The organism is Marinobacter bohaiensis (assembly GCF_003258515.1).
Classification (GTDB): domain Bacteria; phylum Pseudomonadota; class Gammaproteobacteria; order Pseudomonadales; family Oleiphilaceae; genus Marinobacter_A; species Marinobacter_A bohaiensis.
The window spans coordinates 2,822,990-2,840,860 of the sequence record NZ_QGEH01000001.1; the positions used below are offsets into that span (position 1 = coordinate 2,822,990).

General features: G+C 63.7%; 17 protein-coding genes. 4 read left to right on the plus strand and 13 right to left on the minus strand.

Annotated features, from left to right (window positions below; all coding sequences use genetic code 11):
• From ispD to DKK67_RS12680, 9 genes are all read right to left on the minus strand, one after another.
• The gene (gene ispD / locus DKK67_RS12640) at positions 1–705 is read right to left on the minus strand and encodes a 2-C-methyl-D-erythritol 4-phosphate cytidylyltransferase (protein WP_111496674.1); all 705 of its coding nucleotides are present in this window, start codon (positions 703–705) and stop codon (positions 1–3) included.
• Between the two features lie 53 nt (positions 706–758).
• Positions 759–1,031 carry a cell division protein FtsB gene (ftsB, locus tag DKK67_RS12645; RefSeq protein ID WP_111496675.1) on the minus strand — a complete coding sequence of 91 codons (273 nt, stop codon included), beginning with the start codon at positions 1,029–1,031 and terminating at the stop codon, positions 759–761.
• A gap of 94 nt (positions 1,032–1,125) precedes the next feature.
• Entirely contained in the window at positions 1,126–2,421 is a 1,296-nt protein-coding gene (gene eno / locus DKK67_RS12650; protein WP_111496676.1) for a phosphopyruvate hydratase, read from the minus strand.
• Positions 2,422–2,481: 60 nt separating this feature from the next.
• Positions 2,482–3,327, minus strand: coding sequence for a 3-deoxy-8-phosphooctulonate synthase (gene kdsA / locus DKK67_RS12655; protein WP_111496677.1), 846 nt, complete (start codon positions 3,325–3,327; stop codon positions 2,482–2,484).
• 64 nt (positions 3,328–3,391) lie between these two features.
• A complete protein-coding gene (locus DKK67_RS12660; RefSeq protein ID WP_111496678.1) occupies positions 3,392–5,026 on the minus strand; it encodes a CTP synthase in 1,635 nt (544 codons plus the stop codon).
• 90 nt (positions 5,027–5,116) lie between these two features.
• Positions 5,117–6,379: a tRNA lysidine(34) synthetase TilS gene (gene tilS / locus DKK67_RS12665; RefSeq protein WP_162628828.1), complete on the minus strand. Its 1,263-nt coding sequence runs from the start codon at positions 6,377–6,379 to the stop codon at positions 5,117–5,119.
• A gap of 43 nt (positions 6,380–6,422) precedes the next feature.
• A complete protein-coding gene (gene accA, locus DKK67_RS12670; RefSeq protein WP_111496680.1) occupies positions 6,423–7,376 on the minus strand; it encodes an acetyl-CoA carboxylase carboxyl transferase subunit alpha in 954 nt (317 codons plus the stop codon).
• A 156-nt stretch (positions 7,377–7,532) separates the two neighbouring features.
• Positions 7,533–11,015 (minus strand): DNA polymerase III subunit alpha, encoded by a 3,483-nt coding sequence (gene dnaE / locus DKK67_RS12675; RefSeq protein WP_111496681.1) that lies wholly within the window; start codon positions 11,013–11,015, stop codon positions 7,533–7,535.
• 87 nt (positions 11,016–11,102) lie between these two features.
• Positions 11,103–11,522: a TlpA family protein disulfide reductase gene (locus tag DKK67_RS12680; RefSeq protein ID WP_228160591.1), complete on the minus strand. Its 420-nt coding sequence runs from the start codon at positions 11,520–11,522 to the stop codon at positions 11,103–11,105.
• 106 nt (positions 11,523–11,628) lie between these two features.
• Here DKK67_RS12680 and arsC point away from each other — a divergent pair, with 106 nt between their 5' ends.
• Genes arsC through DKK67_RS12700 form a run of 4 tightly spaced genes read left to right on the plus strand, consistent with a single transcriptional unit; the run spans position 11,629 to position 14,741 of the window.
• Positions 11,629–11,982: an arsenate reductase (glutaredoxin) gene (arsC, locus tag DKK67_RS12685; RefSeq protein WP_111496683.1), complete on the plus strand. Its 354-nt coding sequence runs from the start codon at positions 11,629–11,631 to the stop codon at positions 11,980–11,982.
• A gap of 9 nt (positions 11,983–11,991) precedes the next feature.
• Positions 11,992–12,591 (plus strand): NAD(P)H:quinone oxidoreductase, encoded by a 600-nt coding sequence (gene wrbA / locus DKK67_RS12690; RefSeq protein ID WP_111496684.1) that lies wholly within the window; start codon positions 11,992–11,994, stop codon positions 12,589–12,591.
• A 4-nt stretch (positions 12,592–12,595) separates the two neighbouring features.
• Positions 12,596–12,955: a DUF2069 domain-containing protein gene (locus tag DKK67_RS12695; RefSeq protein ID WP_111496685.1), complete on the plus strand. Its 360-nt coding sequence runs from the start codon at positions 12,596–12,598 to the stop codon at positions 12,953–12,955.
• A gap of 4 nt (positions 12,956–12,959) precedes the next feature.
• A complete protein-coding gene (locus DKK67_RS12700) occupies positions 12,960–14,741 on the plus strand; it encodes a GspE/PulE family protein (protein ID WP_111496686.1) in 1,782 nt (593 codons plus the stop codon).
• A gap of 40 nt (positions 14,742–14,781) precedes the next feature.
• On the opposite strand, the gene DKK67_RS12705 is transcribed toward DKK67_RS12700, so the two are convergent.
• From DKK67_RS12705 to DKK67_RS12720, 4 genes are all read right to left on the minus strand, one after another.
• Positions 14,782–15,837 carry a DUF3080 domain-containing protein gene (locus DKK67_RS12705; RefSeq protein ID WP_228160592.1) on the minus strand — a complete coding sequence of 352 codons (1,056 nt, stop codon included), beginning with the start codon at positions 15,835–15,837 and terminating at the stop codon, positions 14,782–14,784.
• 102 nt (positions 15,838–15,939) lie between these two features.
• Positions 15,940–16,644: an acireductone synthase gene (gene mtnC / locus DKK67_RS12710; protein ID WP_111496688.1), complete on the minus strand. Its 705-nt coding sequence runs from the start codon at positions 16,642–16,644 to the stop codon at positions 15,940–15,942.
• Positions 16,641–17,201 (minus strand): 1,2-dihydroxy-3-keto-5-methylthiopentene dioxygenase, encoded by a 561-nt coding sequence (locus tag DKK67_RS12715; RefSeq protein ID WP_111496689.1) that lies wholly within the window; start codon positions 17,199–17,201, stop codon positions 16,641–16,643. Before DKK67_RS12715 ends, mtnC begins: the two co-directional genes overlap by 4 nt.
• Complete coding sequence (locus DKK67_RS12720; protein ID WP_111496690.1) at positions 17,198–17,824, minus strand: methylthioribulose 1-phosphate dehydratase; 627 nt, start codon at positions 17,822–17,824, stop codon at positions 17,198–17,200. The genes DKK67_RS12715 and DKK67_RS12720 overlap by 4 nt, the downstream gene beginning before the upstream one ends.
• Positions 17,825–17,871 lie beyond the last annotated feature (47 nt).

Sequence of the window (17,871 nt, forward strand, 5' to 3'; positions counted from 1 at the left end):
TCAGTGTTCCAAATGTTCGAGAATCCAGCCCGCCAGTGCCAGGTCTTCAGGCACGGTGACCTTGATGTTGTCGGTGCGTCCCTCAACCAGTCGGGGCGCCAGGCCCAGCGCCTCCACCGCGGACGCCTCGTCCGTGATGGCGGCGCCCGTGGCCAGGGCCGACTTCAGCGCCTTGCGCAGCAGGCCAAAGCGAAACTGTTGCGGCGTAAACGCGCGCCACAGCAGCGACCGGTCGACGGTCTCGGCCACCTCGGCCGCCCGTGCACTCTGACGCTTGATCGTGTCGGACACCCTTGCCGCCAGCAAACCGCCGACGTCACTGTTCTGCAGCTCGTCCAGCAGCCGCCGTAGATCCGCCGTCGCCACACAGGGGCGCGCCACGTCATGGACCAGCACCCAGTCGTCCTTCGCCAGTTCGCCCTGCAGGGCGTCCAGTCCCGCCATCACCGAATCGGCCCGGTCGACGCCGCCCACGCAGGTGCGCACCCGGGAATCACGGGCACTCTCGGTACGCTGGAACCAGGGGTCATCGGGATGCAGCGGCACCATGGCACCGGCGAACCAGCCGGTATCAAGCAGGCGGGACAGGGTGATATCGAGGATGAAACGTTGCCGGATCTGCAGGTATTGTTTGGGGCGATCAGCGGCCATGCGCTGGCCAATGCCGGCAGCCGGCACAACAAGCCAGTGTCGGGGTTGTATCATGGGGCTATCCGAGGATCTGGTCGCTTATGGGGTGCTGCATCGGCAACACCCCATCAGGGCTCGACCACCAGGAAAAAAGTTTCGTCTTCACGGATCAGACCAAGATTCATCCGCGCCCGCTCCTCAATGGCGCCCTGCCCACCGCGCAGGTTGCGCACCTCGGCGTATAGCCGCTCATTGCGGTTGGCGAGCTTGGCGTTCTCGGCCTTCTGCACATCGATCTTCTGTTGCAGCTGCCAGACCTGCGCAAAGCTGCCCTCGCCGATCCACAGGCGAGCCTGCAGAAGGACGACCATAACAGCCATGACGGTCCACAACGCTTTCATTCGATTTTCCTGATTGAGACAAAAACAGCGCGCAATCAGCGCGCTGTAATCGGAAGTTCGAACAGAGTCTAGCCTAAATTTCGATCAGGCGCGATTAACCCTGCCCTTTAATTTCCTTAAGGCCACGGTAAGGTGCCTTGCCCGCCAGCTCCTCTTCGATACGCAGCAGCTGGTTGTACTTGGCGACACGATCCGAGCGGCACAGGGAGCCGGTCTTGATCTGGCCGGCGCAGGTGGCCACGGCCAGGTCCGCGATGGTGGTGTCCTCGGTTTCACCGGAACGGTGTGAGATCACCGCGGTGTAACCGGCATCCTGGGCCATCTTGATGGCGTCCAGGGTCTCGCTCAGGCTGCCGATCTGGTTGAACTTAATCAGGATGGAGTTGCCGATGGACTGATCGATGCCCTGCTTGAGGATCTTGGTATTGGTCACGAACAGGTCGTCACCCACCAGCTGCACGCGGTCACCGACCTTCTTGGTCAGGATCGCCCAGCCGTCCCAGTCGCTCTCGTCCATGCCGTCTTCGACGGACACGATCGGGTAGCTGTCGCACAGGCCGGCCAGATAGTCGGCAAAGCCTTCGGCGTCGTACTGCTTGCCTTCACCGGACAGGTCGTACTTGCCATCGCGGTAGAATTCGGAAGACGCGCAGTCCAGCGCCAGGGTGATGTCCTTGCCCAGCTCGTAGCCGGCCTTCTCCACCGCTTCCTTGATCACGGCCAGGGCACCTTCGTTGGACGGCAGGTCCGGCGCAAAGCCGCCCTCGTCGCCCACGGCGGTGTTCAGGCCTTTCGCCTGCAGCACCTTCTTCAGGTTGTGGAACACTTCCGCGCCAATACGCAGGGCTTCAGAGAAAGAAGACGCCGCCACCGGCTGGATCATGAACTCCTGAATATCAACGTTGTTGTCGGCATGCTCACCGCCGTTGAGGATGTTCATCATCGGGACCGGCATGGAGTACTGACCGGCCGTGCCGTTGATCTCGGCGATGTGGGCGTACAGCGGCACCTTACGCTCGGCGGCAACGGCTTTCGCGGCGGCCAGGGAAACCGCCAGGATAGCGTTGGCGCCCAGGTTGGCCTTGTTCTCGGTACCGTCCAGATCCAGCATCACCTGGTCCAGGCCACGCTGATCGGCCGCATCAAAACCGGTCAGGGCGTCGCGGATACGGGTGTTGACGGCTGCAACCGCCTTGGTGACACCCTTGCCCATGTAGCGGGAAGCGTCCTTGTCACGCAGTTCCAGCGCCTCGCGGGAACCGGTGGAAGCGCCGGAAGGCGCACAGGCGCGGCCGATGGTGCCGGACTCAAGGATAACGTCCGCTTCAACCGTCGGGTTGCCACGGGAATCAAGGATTTCGCGCGCTTTGATATCCGCGATCTTGGTCATGCTGTTTTCTCCAGAATTTAGGTTTATCGGAATTGGAAAATTCAGGATTTGAGAGAAGGTTCAGGCCGTATCCAGGGGCTCGAAGCCCTTGACCAGGTCGTCGATGGCCTTGACCTGTTTCAGGAACGGTTCGAGCTGGTCCAGACGCAGCGCACAGGGGCCATCGCACTTGGCGTTCTCCGGATCCGGGTGCGCTTCCAGGAACAGCCCGGCCAGTCCCTGGGACATGCCGGCCCGTGCCAGCTCGGCCACCTGTGCACGCCGCCCGCCGGCGGAATCGGCGCGGCCACCGGGCATCTGCAGAGCGTGGGTGACGTCGAAGAGCACCGGGTACTCCATGGCTTTCATGATGCCGAAGCCCAGCATGTCGACCACCAGGTTGTTGTAGCCGAAACTGGTGCCGCGCTCGCACAGGATGACGCGATCGTTCCCCGCCTCGCGACACTTGTTGATGATGTGCTTCATTTCCTGGGGAGCCAGGAACTGGGCCTTCTTGATGTTGATCGCCGCACCGGTCCGGGCCATGGACTCGACCAGGTCGGTCTGTCGGCTGAGGAACGCCGGCAACTGGATCACTTCGCACACTTCTGCCGCAGGCTGGGCCTGCCAGGGTTCGTGCACGTCACTGATCACCGGTACACCGAATTTGTCCTTGATGTCCTTCAGGATTTCCATGCCGGCATCCAGTCCGGGGCCACGAAAGGAGTGAATCGAGGACCGGTTGGCCTTGTCGAAGGAGGCCTTGAACACGTAGGGAATACCCAGCCGACGGGTCACCTCCACGTAGGCTTCGGCCACTTCCAGGGCCAGGTCGCGGGACTCAAGGACGTTCATGCCGCCGAACAGCACGAACGGGCGATCGTTGGAAATGGAGAGGTCCGCAACCGTGATGGTTTTCTGGGACATGGCGGGCTTTCGCTCCTGCGGTTAAAACAAGGGCGCCGGCCGATGGCTCGGCCGGCGCAGGGTATCAACGTGCCTGTTTACGCGCCATGGCGGCTTCGACGAAGCCCTTGAACAGGGCGTGGCCGTCGCGCGGCGTCGAGGTGAATTCCGGGTGGAACTGACACGCCACAAACCAGGGATGGTCCGCCACTTCGACCACTTCCACCAGCTTGCCGTCGGTGGAGTGCCCGGCGATGCGCAGACCGGCGTGCTGCAGCTGCGGCAGGAAACCGTTGTTCACCTCATAGCGGTGGCGGTGGCGCTCGCGGATGACCTTGCGGCCATAGCACTTGGCGATGGTGGAATCGTCAGTCAGCACGCAATCCTGGGCACCCAGGCGCATGGTGCCGCCCAGGTCGGAGGCGGCATCGCGCTGCTCCTTCTCGCCGCTGGCGTCGAGCCATTCGGTGATCAGGCCAACCACAGGCGCTGACGTCTGGGCGCGGAACTCGGTGCTGTGCGCATCGGTCAGGCCAGCCACGTTACGGGCGTACTCGATGACCGCCACCTGCATACCCAGACAGATACCGAGGTACGGCACTTTGTTTTCACGGGCGTAGCGCACGGTTTCGATCTTGCCTTCCACGCCACGCTCGCCGAAGCCGCCGGGAACCAGGATGGCATCCGCGGACTCCAGCGCGCCGGTGCCGTCACGCTCGATGTCCTCGGAATCGATGTAGTTGATGTTGACCTTGGTGCGGGTCTTGATGCCGGCGTGGAGCAGCGATTCGATCAGGGACTTGTAGGCGTCCAGCAGCTCCATGTACTTGCCGACCATGGCGATGGTCACTTCGCCTTCCGGGTTGAGCTGGGCATCGACCACGGCGTCCCACTCGGACAGATCCGCGGCGCCGGCGTCGTTCTCCAGGCCGAATCGCTCGATGATCAGCTCATCCAGGTTGTGCTCGTGCAGCATGCGCGGAATGGCGTAGATGGACTTGGCGTCCTGCATCGGGATAACCGCACGCTCTTCCACGTTGGTGAACAACGCGATCTTGCGGCGGGAGCTGACGTCCACCTCATGCTCCGAACGGCACAGCAGGATGTCCGGCTGCAGGCCGATGGAGCGCATTTCCTTCACCGAGTGCTGGGTCGGCTTGGTTTTCACTTCGCCTGCGGTGGCGATGTACGGCACCAGGGTCAGGTGCATGAACAGCGCGCGACGCGGCCCGACTTCCACCTTGAGCTGACGGGTCGCTTCCAGGAACGGCAGGGATTCGATGTCCCCCACGGTACCGCCGATCTCGATCAGTGCCACGTCGGCACCGGCGGCACCTTCGATCACACGACGCTTGATCTCATCGGTGATGTGCGGGATCACCTGGACGGTACCGCCGAGGTAATCGCCACGACGTTCCTTGCGGATCACCTCTTCGTAGACGCGTCCGGTGGTGAAGTTGTTGCGGCGGCTCATCGGGGTGCGGATGAAACGCTCGTAGTGGCCAAGATCCAGGTCGGTCTCGGCGCCATCCTCGGTCACGAACACTTCCCCGTGCTGGAAGGGACTCATGGTGCCGGGATCAACGTTGATGTAGGGATCCAGCTTGAGAATGGTGACCTTTAAGCCGCGCGCCTCAAGGATGGCCGCAAGGGAAGCCGATGCGATACCTTTGCCCAATGAGGACACGACACCGCCGGTGACGAAAATATAACGCGTCATGCAGTTTCCGTGTGATTTATCTGGTTCGGTGAAGGGGGGAGATTGTCATCTCAAGATGGGACACCAGAGTACCAGAAGCCCCTTGTTTACTCAACGACAATCCCCGTCCCAGACAATCCGCCATGACGCAGATTCTGACGCGTCGCGCAAGCTCGGGGATACCCATAACCCGGCGACCGCCACCAGTTCTCCGTCCTTCCAGAGCAGCGGAATGCGCTCTCTTTCCCAGGGCGGCACACCCTGTTCCTGCAACCATTTCTTGAGCGGACGACTCCCACCACCAGGCACCGGACGCAGACGTTCACCCCCACGCCGTGCGGTGACCGTCAGCCGCAACCCGGGATCCGCGCCGGCGACGCTCAGCCGCCCACCGGCCCAGCCGAGCGGCTCAGCCGTGTGCCATGGCAGAGGCTCAAGCGGTGGTGTCGGCCGGTCGGCCACGCAATACAGTCGCCCCTGGTATCGAAGCACCCGGTAGCCGGTGCCCACCAGCGCCGGCCCCCGATCCTCGCCGGCCTGCAGCAGATCCTGCAGCCCCTGCTCCAGCCGGCTTGCCACGGGCGGTTCGAAGCCGCGATCGATCAACCACCAGCGTAGCAGATTTTTGCGTTCGCAAAGGGCCATGCGGACCAGCTCCGGGGCGCTGAGGCGCCCCTGCCCATCCTCGACCGTTTCCCGCTGGAGCGCCGCCAGACGCGCCGTCAGCTGATCGGCCTCCGCGCTTTGCCGGGCGCTGCGGGCCAGCGTGGCCAGCGCCCCCGGCCAGCGCTCCAGCAGGGGCGCCAGTACACGATGGCGCAGGTAGTTGCGATCGATGCGGGTATCGGAGTTGGTGGGGTCGTCAAACCAGTCCAGCCCCCAGGCGAGGGCCAAGCTTTCCAGCTCAGCACGCGCAATCGGCAGCAACGGCCGGAACACGCTGGCAGCTCCCAGCGTTCGGGCAGCGGGAATCCCCGCCAGCCCACGGACGCCGCTGCCACGCACCAGCCGGAACAGCACCGTTTCCGCCTGGTCGTTGGCATGATGCGCCTGCAGCAGAATCTGCCCGGCTGCCATGTGTCTGACAAAGGCCCCGTATCGAGCCTCCCGCGCCGTGTTTTCGAGACTGTCGTTCCCGGTATCGACGGCGACGCGGGCCACCGTCAGCTCGACGCCCAGGTCATCACAAAGCCGCCGGCACAGTGCCTCCATATCGTCCGCCGCCGACTGCAACCCATGATTGATGTGCAAGGCGCCCACCTGGACGTCCGCGCGCCCGGCAAACCAGCCGGCCACCGCATGCAGCAGAAAGACAGAGTCCAGGCCACCGCTGAGGGCGACGCACAGGGAACCGGATTCTGGGATGGAGGCCATGGCCCGCCGCAAACCGGCGGGCCATGAGGAGGGATCGGACCGGTTACCGGCCTGTGTCATAGGCGGTCAGGCGCTCGTAGCGCTGGCTTACCAGATCCTCGGTGGACAGGGCACCCAGCTCCGCCAGACCAGCCTTGAGCTGTTCCTTGAGGGATCGGGCCATCTCGTCCGGATCGCGGTGGGCGCCGCCTAGCGGCTCGGAGATCACCTCGTCGGCCAGGTTCAGCTCCTGCAGGCGGCTGGCGGTAACACCCATGGCTTCCGCCGCCTGGGCCGCATACTCCGCGCTCTTCCACAGAATCGACGCGCAGCCTTCCGGGGAAATGACCGAGTAGGTGGAATACTGCAGCATGTAGAGCCGGTCGCACACGCCGATCGCCAGCGCGCCGCCGGAGCCGCCCTCGCCGATCACCGTCGCGATCACCGGCGTTTTCAGGCGCGACATGACCGCCAGGTTGTAAGCGATCGCTTCGCTCTGGCCACGCTCTTCGGCACCGATACCGGGATAGGCGCCCGGTGTATCGATGAAGGTCAGGATGGGCAGACGGAAACGCTCCGCCATCTCCATCAGGCGCAGGGCCTTGCGGTAGCCTTCAGGCCGCGGCATGCCGAAGTTGCGCTTGACCTTGTCCTTGACCTCACGCCCCTTCTGGTGACCGATGATCATCACCGGTTGGCCGTCCAGACGCGCCGTGCCGCCGATGATCGCCATGTCGTCGGCGTACTTGCGGTCGCCGTGGAACTCGTCGAAATCGTCGAACACCAGGTCGATGTAATCCTGGGTGTACGGACGGCGCGGATGGCGCGCCAGTCGCGCAATGTCCCACGGCGTGAGGTTGGAGAAAATGCTTTCGGTGAGGCTGAAGCTCTTGTTCTTGAGACGATTGATTTCGTCCGAGATGTTCAGCTCACTGTCGTTACCGACGAGGCGCAGCTCTTCGATCTTGGCTTCGAGGTCGGCAATCGGCTGTTCAAAATCCAGGTAATTGGGATTCATGGTCTTCCGTCGTCAATGGCTCTGAGGCGACGTCCGAGACGCCTAAGTCTACTGTTAGGCGCAACGCTAACAGGCGCAGACGCCCATAGAAAGCGGACCTTGGTATAACCCGCTCATATGGCGGCGGATTACGGCACCGACATTAGTCGTAACGAACTAGTCGTAAACCAGCTGCACCGCTTTATCGCCAACAAGATGTCGCAAGTTTAGCAGCAAATCGTCGTTTGGCTGGATACGCCAGCCTTCCCCCAACTGGATTCGCGTGCGTGCCTGTTCACTCTGGTAATTGATCCAGACCGGACACCCCTCGCCTCCCCGGTAGGGCTGCAGCGTCTGATCCAGCTTTTCCAGTAGGCCGTTGCCCAACTGGCCGGCGGACAGGGACATCTGCAAACCACGGCTGTAGCGCTGACGGGCCGTGGCAACGTCCATGACGTCGCTAACCCGCACTTTCAGGGATCCGGAATAGTCATCGTGGCTGACCGTGCCGTCGAGCACGACCACTTCGTCCGACTGCAGCAGATCGCGGTTGTCGTTGAACGTCTCGGAGAACAGCGTCGCCTCGATCCGTGCCGAACGGTCGTCCAGCGTCACGAACGCCATGGTCTGGCCGCGCTTGTTTTTCATGGTGCGCATCGCCACCACCAGCCCTGCCAGTCGCTGCGGCGCCTTGCCAGGCTTGAGATCGGCGATGGCCTGCCGGGCAAAACGGCGCACCTCTTTCTCGTACTCGTCGAACGGATGCCCGGTCAGATAAAGCCCCAGGGTGTCCTTTTCCCCTTTAAGGCGCTCTTTCTCCGGCCATTCGCGGATTTTGCGTACTTCCTCGAACGGGTCGACATGGCTGCTGTCGAGGGTTTCCCCGAACATATCCATCATGCCCACCGATTCGTTGCGGGACTGCTGGCCGGCCTGCTGCACCGCCTTGTCGATGCTGGCCATCATCTGCGCCCGGTTGGGCCCCAGCTTGTCCATGGCTCCGGCGCGGATCAGCGCCTCGATCGCCCGCTTGTTGACCCGCTTGAGGTCGACGCGCTGGCAGAAATCGAACATGTCCTTGAAGGCCCCGCCTTCCTTGCGCGCCTCGACGATGCTGTGGATCGGGCCTTCGCCCAGCCCCTTGATCGCGCCGAGGCCGTAAACCACCTGCCCTTCTTCGTTAACAGTGAAGGTGTATTCGGAGGTGCTGACATCCGGCAGCACCAGGTCCAGCTTGAGATTGCGGCACTCCTCGACCAGCGTCACCACCTTGTCGGTGTTCTGCATATCGGCGGTCAGAACCGCCGCCATGAATTCGGCGGTGTAATGCGCCTTGAGCCAGAGCGTCTGGTAGGACACGAACGCGTAGGCGGCGGAGTGGGATTTGTTGAAGCCGTAACCGGCGAATTTCTCCACCAGGTCGAAGATGTTTTCGGCCAGCGTCTTCTCGATGCCGTTGTTCTCGCAGCCTTCCAGGAAGAACTGCTTCTGCTTGGCCATCTCCTCGGGTTTTTTCTTACCCATGGCCCGGCGCAGCATGTCGGCGTTACCCAGGGTATAGCCCGCCATCACCTGGGCGATCTGCATGACCTGCTCCTGGTACAGGATAACCCCGTAGGTGGGCTCCAGGACCGGCTGCAGACCGTCGTACTGGTAATCCGGGTGCGGGAACGACATGGGCTGGCGACCGTGCTTCCGGTCGATGAAGTCGTCCACCATCCCCGACTGCAGCGGGCCCGGACGGAACAGGGCCACCAGGGCGATCATGTCTTCCAGGCAGTCTGGTTGCAGACGGCGGATCAGGTCCTTCATGCCACGGGATTCCAGCTGGAACACCGCGGTGGTTTCGGCCTTCTTGAGCATGTCGAACGACGGCACGTCGTCCAGCGGGATCTTGCCGATGTCCAGCGGCGCCTCGCCCTGTTTCTCCCGCTTGGGATTGATCATCGCCAGGGCCCAGTCGATGATCGTCAGGGTTCGCAGCCCCAGGAAGTCGAACTTGACCAGTCCGGCCTCCTCCACGTCGCCCTTGTCGAACTGGGTGACCGGGCTGCCGCCCTCCTCGTCGCAGTAGAGTGGCGAGAAGTCGGTGATCTTGGTGGGAGCGATGACCACGCCACCGGCGTGCTTACCGGCGTTCCGGCACACGCCCTCCAGCTTGAGGGCCATTTCCCAGATTTCCTGGGCTTCCTCATCCTGTTTCAGGAAGTCGCGCAGCTGCTCTTCCTGCTCGATGGCCTTGTCCAGGGTCATCCCCACCTCGAAGGGGATCATCTTGGACAGCTTGTCCGCCAGCCCGTAGGACTTGCCCTGCACCCGCGCCACATCGCGCACCACGGCCTTGGCCGCCATGGTGCCGAAGGTGATGATCTGGGAGACCGCGGCCCGGCCGTACTTCTCGGCCACGTAATCGATGACCCGGTCACGGCCTTCCATGCAGAAGTCGACGTCGAAGTCGGGCATGGAAACCCGCTCCGGGTTGAGGAAGCGCTCGAACAGCAGATCGTATTCCAGCGGGTCCAGGTCGGTAATCTGCTGGGCATAGGCGACCAGCGAGCCGGCACCGGAACCCCGCCCGGGGCCAACCGGCACGCCGTTGTTCTTGGCCCACTTGATGAAGTCCATAACGATCAGGAAGTAGCCCGGGAACCCCATCTGGATGATGATATCCAGCTCGAAGTTCAGCCGCTTGTAGTAGGCCGCGCGCTTTTCCTCGTAGTCGGGATCGTCCTTGAAGATGGTCCGCGACAGCCGGTCTTCCAGCCCCTCTTCCGACACCTTGCGGAAGAACTCGTCCATGGTCATGCCATCGGGGATCGGGTAATCCGGCAGGAAGTACTCGCCCATGCGCACCTTGACGCTGCAGCGGCGGGCGATCTCGACCGTATTCTCGATCGCCTCGGGAATGTCCGAGAACAGTTCGATCATCTCATCGGCACTGCGCAGGTACTGCTGGTCGCTGAAGCGGCGTTCGCGGCGCGGATCGTCAAGGGTCCGGCTCTCGCCGATGCAGACCCGGGCCTCGTGGGCCTCGAAGTCTTCCTGCTTGAGGAAGTGCACGTCGTTGGTGGCGACCACCGGCAGTTCCAGGGCATCCGCCAGTTCAACGCTCAGGTGCAGGCAGTCCTCATCCCCCGGGCGGCCGGTGCGCTGCAGCTCCAGGTAATAGGCGTCGGGATACAGGCGCTGCCAGTATTCGGCGCGCTCCCGGGCGAGTTCTTTCTTGCCGGCCAGCAGCGCGCGGCCCACGTCGCCCTGCTTGGCGCCGGACAGGGCGATCAGTCCCTCGGCACGCGCTTCCAGCCACTCGCGTTCGACGATCGGCACGCCGTGCAGCTGGCCATCGGTGTAACCCAGGGAGATGATCTCGGTCAGGTGCAGGTAGCCCTTCTCGTTGCGGGCCATCAAGGTCAGGCGGAAGGGGTTCTCCGGCTCATCCGGATTGCTCAGCCAGATGTCGGCGCCGATGATGGGCTTGATGCCGGCGCCCATGGCCGCCTTGTAGAAACGCACCAGCGAGCACATGTTCGACTGCTCGGTCAGACCGACCGCGGGCATGCCCAGGTCGGCTACCTGCTTGATGAACGGCTTGATGCGGACCAGGCCGTCGACCAGGGAATATTCGGAGTGAACGCGCAGGTGTACGAAAGTATTCGACATGGGGCGATTATCGGGCTCTGTACTGAAAATGTTGTCGGGATGGTGGGCCATTCTATCAGCGCGACCGGGACAAATCGCGCTTGAAATTCACGGCTGCATCAGCTCCATCAAACCGTCTTCGGTCTGGGCGCCAAAACGGGTTTCCACCAGCTCCCCGTCCGGGTTGACCACGAACGACGCCGGCAGGCCCACCGGCAGATCCCAGCCCAGCTTGGGCCCCGGATCCTCTGCGAGCAGCCGGAAATCAATGTCCATCTTGCGCGCCACGTCACGCAGGGGCTGACCGGTGATGCCATCGAAGTTCACCCCCAGCACGGTGATGCGCCCGGAACGATCCAGCCGGTTCAGCTCGGGAATTTCCTCCAGGCAGGGCTTGCACCACTCGGCCCAGTAGTTGACCACCACCCACTGGCCGCGCAAGTCATCCCAGTTCAGGGTATCGCCGCGCGCATCCTCGAACGCGGCGCGGTCACAGGCGGCCAGCAGCACCAGGATACAGCCCGTCACCAGAAGCCGCCCGCACCGTTTAACCCTTTGAATGTACTGCAACCCCATGCCTCCTGTTAGACTGCTTGCTGACGCTTTCGGAACAACCTGAATCAAGGCAGAAACGATGACAGAAGCCACCCGCATTTTCCACAATCCGCGCTGCTCGAAATCCCGCCAGACCCTGGCCCTGCTGGAAGAGAAAGGCATCCAGCCGGAGGTGATCCGCTACCTGGAAACACCGCCGACCGCCGACGAACTGCGGGACATACTGAGCCAGTTGGGCCTGGCCGCCCGCGAGCTGCTGCGCAAGGGCGAATCCGTCTACAAGGAACTGGGCCTGTCGGACGCCAGCCTCAGCGACGAGCAGATCATCGAGGCCATGGTCAGCCACCCCAAACTGATCGAACGGCCGATTGTCATCCACAACGGCAAGGCCGCCCTGGGCCGCCCGCCGGAAGCGGTTCTGGACATTCTCTGAGGCCCCACGATGAGCGAATCCCCCTACATTCTCGTGCTCTACTACAGCCGCGGCGGCCACACTGCGGAGATGGCGTTGCAGGTCGCCCGTGGTATCGAACGCCAGGGTCTCGAAGCCCGCGTCCGGACGGTGCCGCCGGTGTCCCCCGACACCGAAGCCAGCGCGCCACCGGTCCCCGCTGATGGCGCCGTTTACTGCACCACCGAAGAGCTGCGCCACTGCGCCGGCCTCGCCCTGGGCAGCGCCACCCGTTTCGGCAACATGGCGGCCCCGCTCAAGCATTTCCTCGACAGCACCGGCGATCTCTGGCTCAACGGCGCCCTGGTGGATAAACCGGCCTCCCTGTTCACATCGACCGGCAGCCTGCACGGCGGGCAGGAAGCCACACTGCTGTCGATGGCAATCCCGCTGCTCCACCACGGCATGCTGATAACGGGCGTCCCCTACACCGAGCCCGCCCTGTCCCGGACCGACGCCGGCGGCACCCCATACGGCGCCAGTCACTGGGCGGGAACCGATCAGCCCAGGCCGCTCACCGAGGACGAAAAAACCATCTGCCAGACCCTGGGCGAGCGCCTGGCCCGCCTGGCCACGAAGCTGACGGGATAGACCGATGCTGCAGTCGCCCCGCGCCCGCCTGTCCCGACACGTCTGCCAGTGGCTGTTCGCGGCCCTGCTGGTCATGCTGGTCGCGACCACCTTCTATCCGGCACCGGATCCGGCCATTTCCCTGCCGCTGATCCTGTCCGTCAAGCTGCTGCCGCTGGTGTTTTTCACGCCGGCGGTGTGGCGCGGCCACAACCGGGGCCTGATCTGGCTGGCCTTTGTGCTGATTTTCTACTTCACCCAGTTCGTCGTCGGCAGTTGGCTCAGCCAGGGCGCACTCGCCCCCGTGCTGGGCGCGACGCTCACCCTGGCACTGTTCGTTTCTGCTATGGTGCACCTGAAACTCAACCGGCCGGAGTTGTCCTAACGCCATGTCCACCGCCACCTTCCCCGCTCCTGCGCGCACATCACTGACCCTGCGCGATGTCTGCACCGCCCTGGTGGAACAGGGACTGATTGCCCAGGAGGATGCGGAACGGGTGCTGACGGCCAACCTGGGCGCGGACGCTGCCAAACGACACCCGCTGACGGTGATTGCCGAAGCCGGCCTGGTGAGCCGGCAGTCGCAACGCAAACTGGACCTGGAACGGCTGACGCAATGGCTGGCCGAATGGGCGGAACAGCCCTACTACCACATCGATCCGCTGAAGATTGACGTGGCGGCCATTTCCAAAGTGATGTCCTACGCCTTCGCCCAGCGCCACGGCATCCTGGCGGTGGAGATCCATCCGGAGGAAATCTGGATCGCCAGCGCCGAACCCTTCAAGTCCGACTGGGAAAGCAACCTGGGCCAGGTCCTGAAGAAGGACATCAAACGGGTGGTCGCCAACCCGGAAGGCATTCGCCGCTTTACCGTCGAGTTCTACCAGCTTGCCAGTTCCGTCAGCAAAGCCATTGGCGCGACCAAGCAGGGCGCCGCTAACCTGCATAATTTCGAGCAGTTGCTGGATCTCGGGGAGAACGAAAACCCGGACGCCAACGACCAGCACGTGGTCAAGATCGTCGACTGGCTGCTGCAATACGCGTTCGACCAACGCGCCAGCGATATCCACATTGAGCCGCGCCGGGAGATTACCCAGGTGCGCTTCCGCATCGACGGCGTGCTGCACAATGTCTACGAGTTCCCCGATCAGGTGGGCGTTGCGGTGGTCAGTCGCCTGAAGATCCTGGGGCGCCTCAACGTAGCGGAAAAACGCAAACCCCAGGACGGCCGCATCAAGACCCGCAAGCCGGACAACAGCGAAGTGGAGCTGCGTCTGGCCACCATGCCTACGGCGTTCGGCGAGAAGATGGTCATGCGGATCTTCGATCCGGATGTGCTGCTCAAAGGGTTCGACCAGCTCGGCTTCAGCAAGGAAGACATCCAGCGCTGGAAAGCGATGACCGAGCAGCCCCACGGCATCGTGCTGGTCACCGGCCCCACCGGGTCGGGCAAGACCACCACGCTCTACTCCACGCTCAAGCAGCTGGCCACGCCGGAGGTCAACATCTGCACCATCGAGGACCCCATCGAGATGGTGGAGCCGGCTTTCAACCAGATGCAGGTGCAGCACAGCATCGAGCTGAGCTTCGCGGCCGGCGTTCGAGCGCTGCTGCGCCAGGACCCGGACATCATCATGGTGGGCGAGATCCGCGATTTGCAGACCGCGGAGATGGCTGTCCAGGCGGCGCTCACGGGCCACCTGGTGCTCTCCACCCTGCACACCAACGACGCCCCCAGCGCCATCACCCGACTGATCGAGCTGGGCATTCCCTCCTACCTGATTCGGGCGACGGTCCTGGGGGTGATGGCCCAACGGCTGGTCCGGACGCTCTGCCCCAGCTGCAAGCAGCCGGCGGAGATCGACGAAAAGGCCTGGACCGACCTGACGCGGCCCTGGAAAGCGCCCAGGCCCAGCAGCGTCTTCGCGCCCGGCGGCTGCCTGGAATGTCGCAACACGGGCTACCGTGGCCGCGCCGGGGTCTACGAGATCCTGCAGCTGTCGCCGGCCCTGCGCAGCCAGGTAGACGACGGCTGTGACCTGGAGCAACTGCGCATCGGCGCCTACAAGGATGGCATGCGCTCGCTGCGCCTCAGCGGCGCGCAGAAAGTGGCGGCCGGCGAGACCACCATCGAGGAAATCCTGCGGGTCACGCCGGAAAGCCAGCGCTGATCTACCGGGCCACACACGGTGCCCAGGATCTCACCGGGCGTCAGCTCGCCCCAGGCGTCATCCCGCACTGCTTGAGCAGGCGCTGCCAGCTCTCCGTGTGGCGCTGCACCGCGGCATCGAGCCCGGCCCAGATACTCTCGTCACCACTCTGCTTCAGGTAGCGGCGGTAATACGGCCCGAATGCCTCGGGCATCACCGCCTGCTGCATGGCCGCCAGCTCGGCGAATCCTGCCACCAGGCCGACACGGGCCCGATCCACCGCCGCCATGTATGGTTGCACCCGCTCGGCGTAAACCGCGTAGAACATGTTCCTGGCGATGTCGGCGTCCGGATTGGTCTTGCCGTTCAGGCACAGGGGATAGTCCGCCAGGCGCCGCTCGACCAGGTCCGCGGCGTCGTTCAGGCGGGTCGTCAGCAGCAACGCGCTCTTGATCAGCTGCCCCAGGCGGTCCTCCGCCTGCCAGCGCTGCTGGACGTTGTCGAGGAAGCCCAGATCGGTGCCGGTGCGGCCGGCCAGCAACGCTGACAAGCGGGCATTCATGAGGTTCACGTCCGTCGTCAGGTCGTCGACCGTGGCCCCGGTCGCGTCCAGCGGATAGACGCCCTCGGTGCGGGTGAACAGGCGCTCGATTTCCTCGGTTGCCCAGGTGGCGTTCCAGATGGCGATCGGAAGGCTGTCGATCTTGGAGCGGCGCGCCTGGCGGACGGCGGCCTGCAGCTCTTTCTTCTCGGCCAGGGTCGGCAGGCAGTCCTCGGCGGCGTTGATGAAACGCACTTCGTAGCGCAACACGTTGGACGGCTGCATCACCCGCCCCAGGCCCGAATTGCGCTCGCCCACAACCACCTGCAGTTCGCAGCCATACAGGGAAAGAAAGTCGAGCATGCCCAGATCCAGCTCGGGCATCGGCAGGCGGCGCTCCCGACGGCGCGGGAACAGGTCGGCCACGGGGATGGGCGACAGATGCGCGTCTTCGTCGAGCACGCGGGCAACACGCTCGACGTACTCGTCCATCATGTCCGTGGGTGCAGAGAAGGGATTGCACCCCGCCAGCAAACCCACGGCGACTGATAACAACGCAATACTCAGAAGACGCACGATTCCGGATCCGACACAGCAGCGCATGATCGGCAGGGGGGTCGGCCCTGCCCCGTCATGTTCAGTGTACGTAATCGGCGCCCCAATGGCGCAGCGGGACCATCAGGGATGGTATTCGTCGATCTCTGCAATCAGGGCGTCCACCTCCGCGAAATTCCGGGCGACCCGGTACTCGCTCTCTTGCGGCTCGCCATCGCGAACCAGGAGGACGGTGGCCATGCCGGTGCTGTCGGCGGCGGCCAGCTCCGCTTCCACGTCGGACAGGAACAGCACGGTCGCAGGCTCCACGCCCAGCTCTTCCAGGATCGACTGATAGGCCGACGGTTCGCGCTTGGCGCCGATGCGGGTATCGAAATAGCCGCTGAAGAACGGCGTCATATCACCGCAGCGGCTGTGGCCGAACAGTAGCTTCTGGGCCTGCACGGAGCCGGACGAGTAGACGTAGAGTCGCAGGCCGCGGTCGTGCCATTCGCGCAGTTTATCGGCGGCGTCATCGTAGATGTGGCCCTGGAAATCACCGCTGCGGTAGCCATGCTCCCAGATCATGCCCTGCAGTGTTTTCAGGGGTGTCGCCTTGCGGTCTTCCGCGATCCACTGTTGCAGCTCCGCCACCAGGGCATCCAGATCCGCCGCATCGCGACCGCTCTGTTCGGCGACCGCGTCCAGTTGGGCCCTTACTTCCGGCTCGCCGGCGTGTTCTCGCACGAACGCCGCCATGTGCTCGGTGGCGTAGGGAAACAGCACCTCGTGCACGAAGGAGATGGAACTGGTCGTGCCTTCAATATCGGTGACGACAACCCGGATCATCCGGCCGCTCCCAGCATGCCTTCGTAGCGCGGCAGGCGGCTGGCGATGTCCTCGCCGGTGAAGCTCGCCACCCAGCCGTCGGGATTGGAGAACAGGCGGATGCAGGTGAACTCGGGCTCGGGCCCCATATCAAACCAGTGGCGGGTGCCGTCGGGCACGCTGATCAGGTCGTTCTTCTGACACAGCACCGCGTAGACCCTGTCGCCGAAGTGCAGGTAGAACAGGCCCTGACCGCGCACGAAGAAGCGGACTTCGTCTTCGCTGTGGGTGTGCTCGTCCAGGAATTTCTGGCGCGCCGCCTCCTTATTGGGGTTGTCGGCGGTCAGGCTGACCACATCAGCGGTCTGGAAGCCACACTCCGCTTGCAGGCGCGCCACCTCGTCGGCGTAGGCGGTCAGGATGTCGTCCTGGCTGGCGTTGGCCGGCAGGTCGCGGGTCGGCCACTGCTCGAAGCGTACGCCCTGCTCCCCCAGCAGCCGCTGGATCTCCTCGGGCGATTCGGTCAGCACCTCCGGCTGATCCGGCTGTTGTTCGCGATAGATTCGCAGCGTTGTCATCGTGTCACCCTCATCATTTCCAGTTCACAGGCGAACAGGAACTCAAATGCTTCCACATGGCGCAAACAGTCTGCCATGGTCTTTCCCCAGGTATAAAGGCCGTGCCCGCGGATGAGATAACCCGGCTGCTCCGGGTGAGCCGCGAACCAGTCGGCGGTCTCACGCGACAGGGCGTCAATCTCCTGGGTGTTGTCGAAAATCGGCACGGTCAGGGCCGTTTCGTGGGTGCTGATGCCCGGAAACGCTTTCTGCAACTCGTAGTCGCGCAGCTCCAGCCGGCCGGCATCCGCCAGCGCCCGGCTCAACACCGTAGCGTTGACCGAATGCGTATGCAGCACCACGCCCACCTCGGGAAACTGCCGGTACAGCACGGTGTGCAGCAGGGTTTCCGCCGAGGCTTTGGTGGCGCTCTGTACCGGACGTCCGTCCAGGTCCACCACCATGATGTCACCGGCCGCCAGCTGTCCCTTGTGGCGGCCGGAAACCGTGATGGCGACGTGGTCGTCGTCAATGCGGGCGGAGTAATTGGAGCTGGTGGCCGGCGACCAGCCATTGGCGTACAGGAACTGGCCCGCCTCGATCAGCGACTGGGCAACCCGGGCGTAACGGGTAACATCGAACATGGCGACTCCGGCAACGACGGCGATACGGGTCAGACGGGCCCGGAACG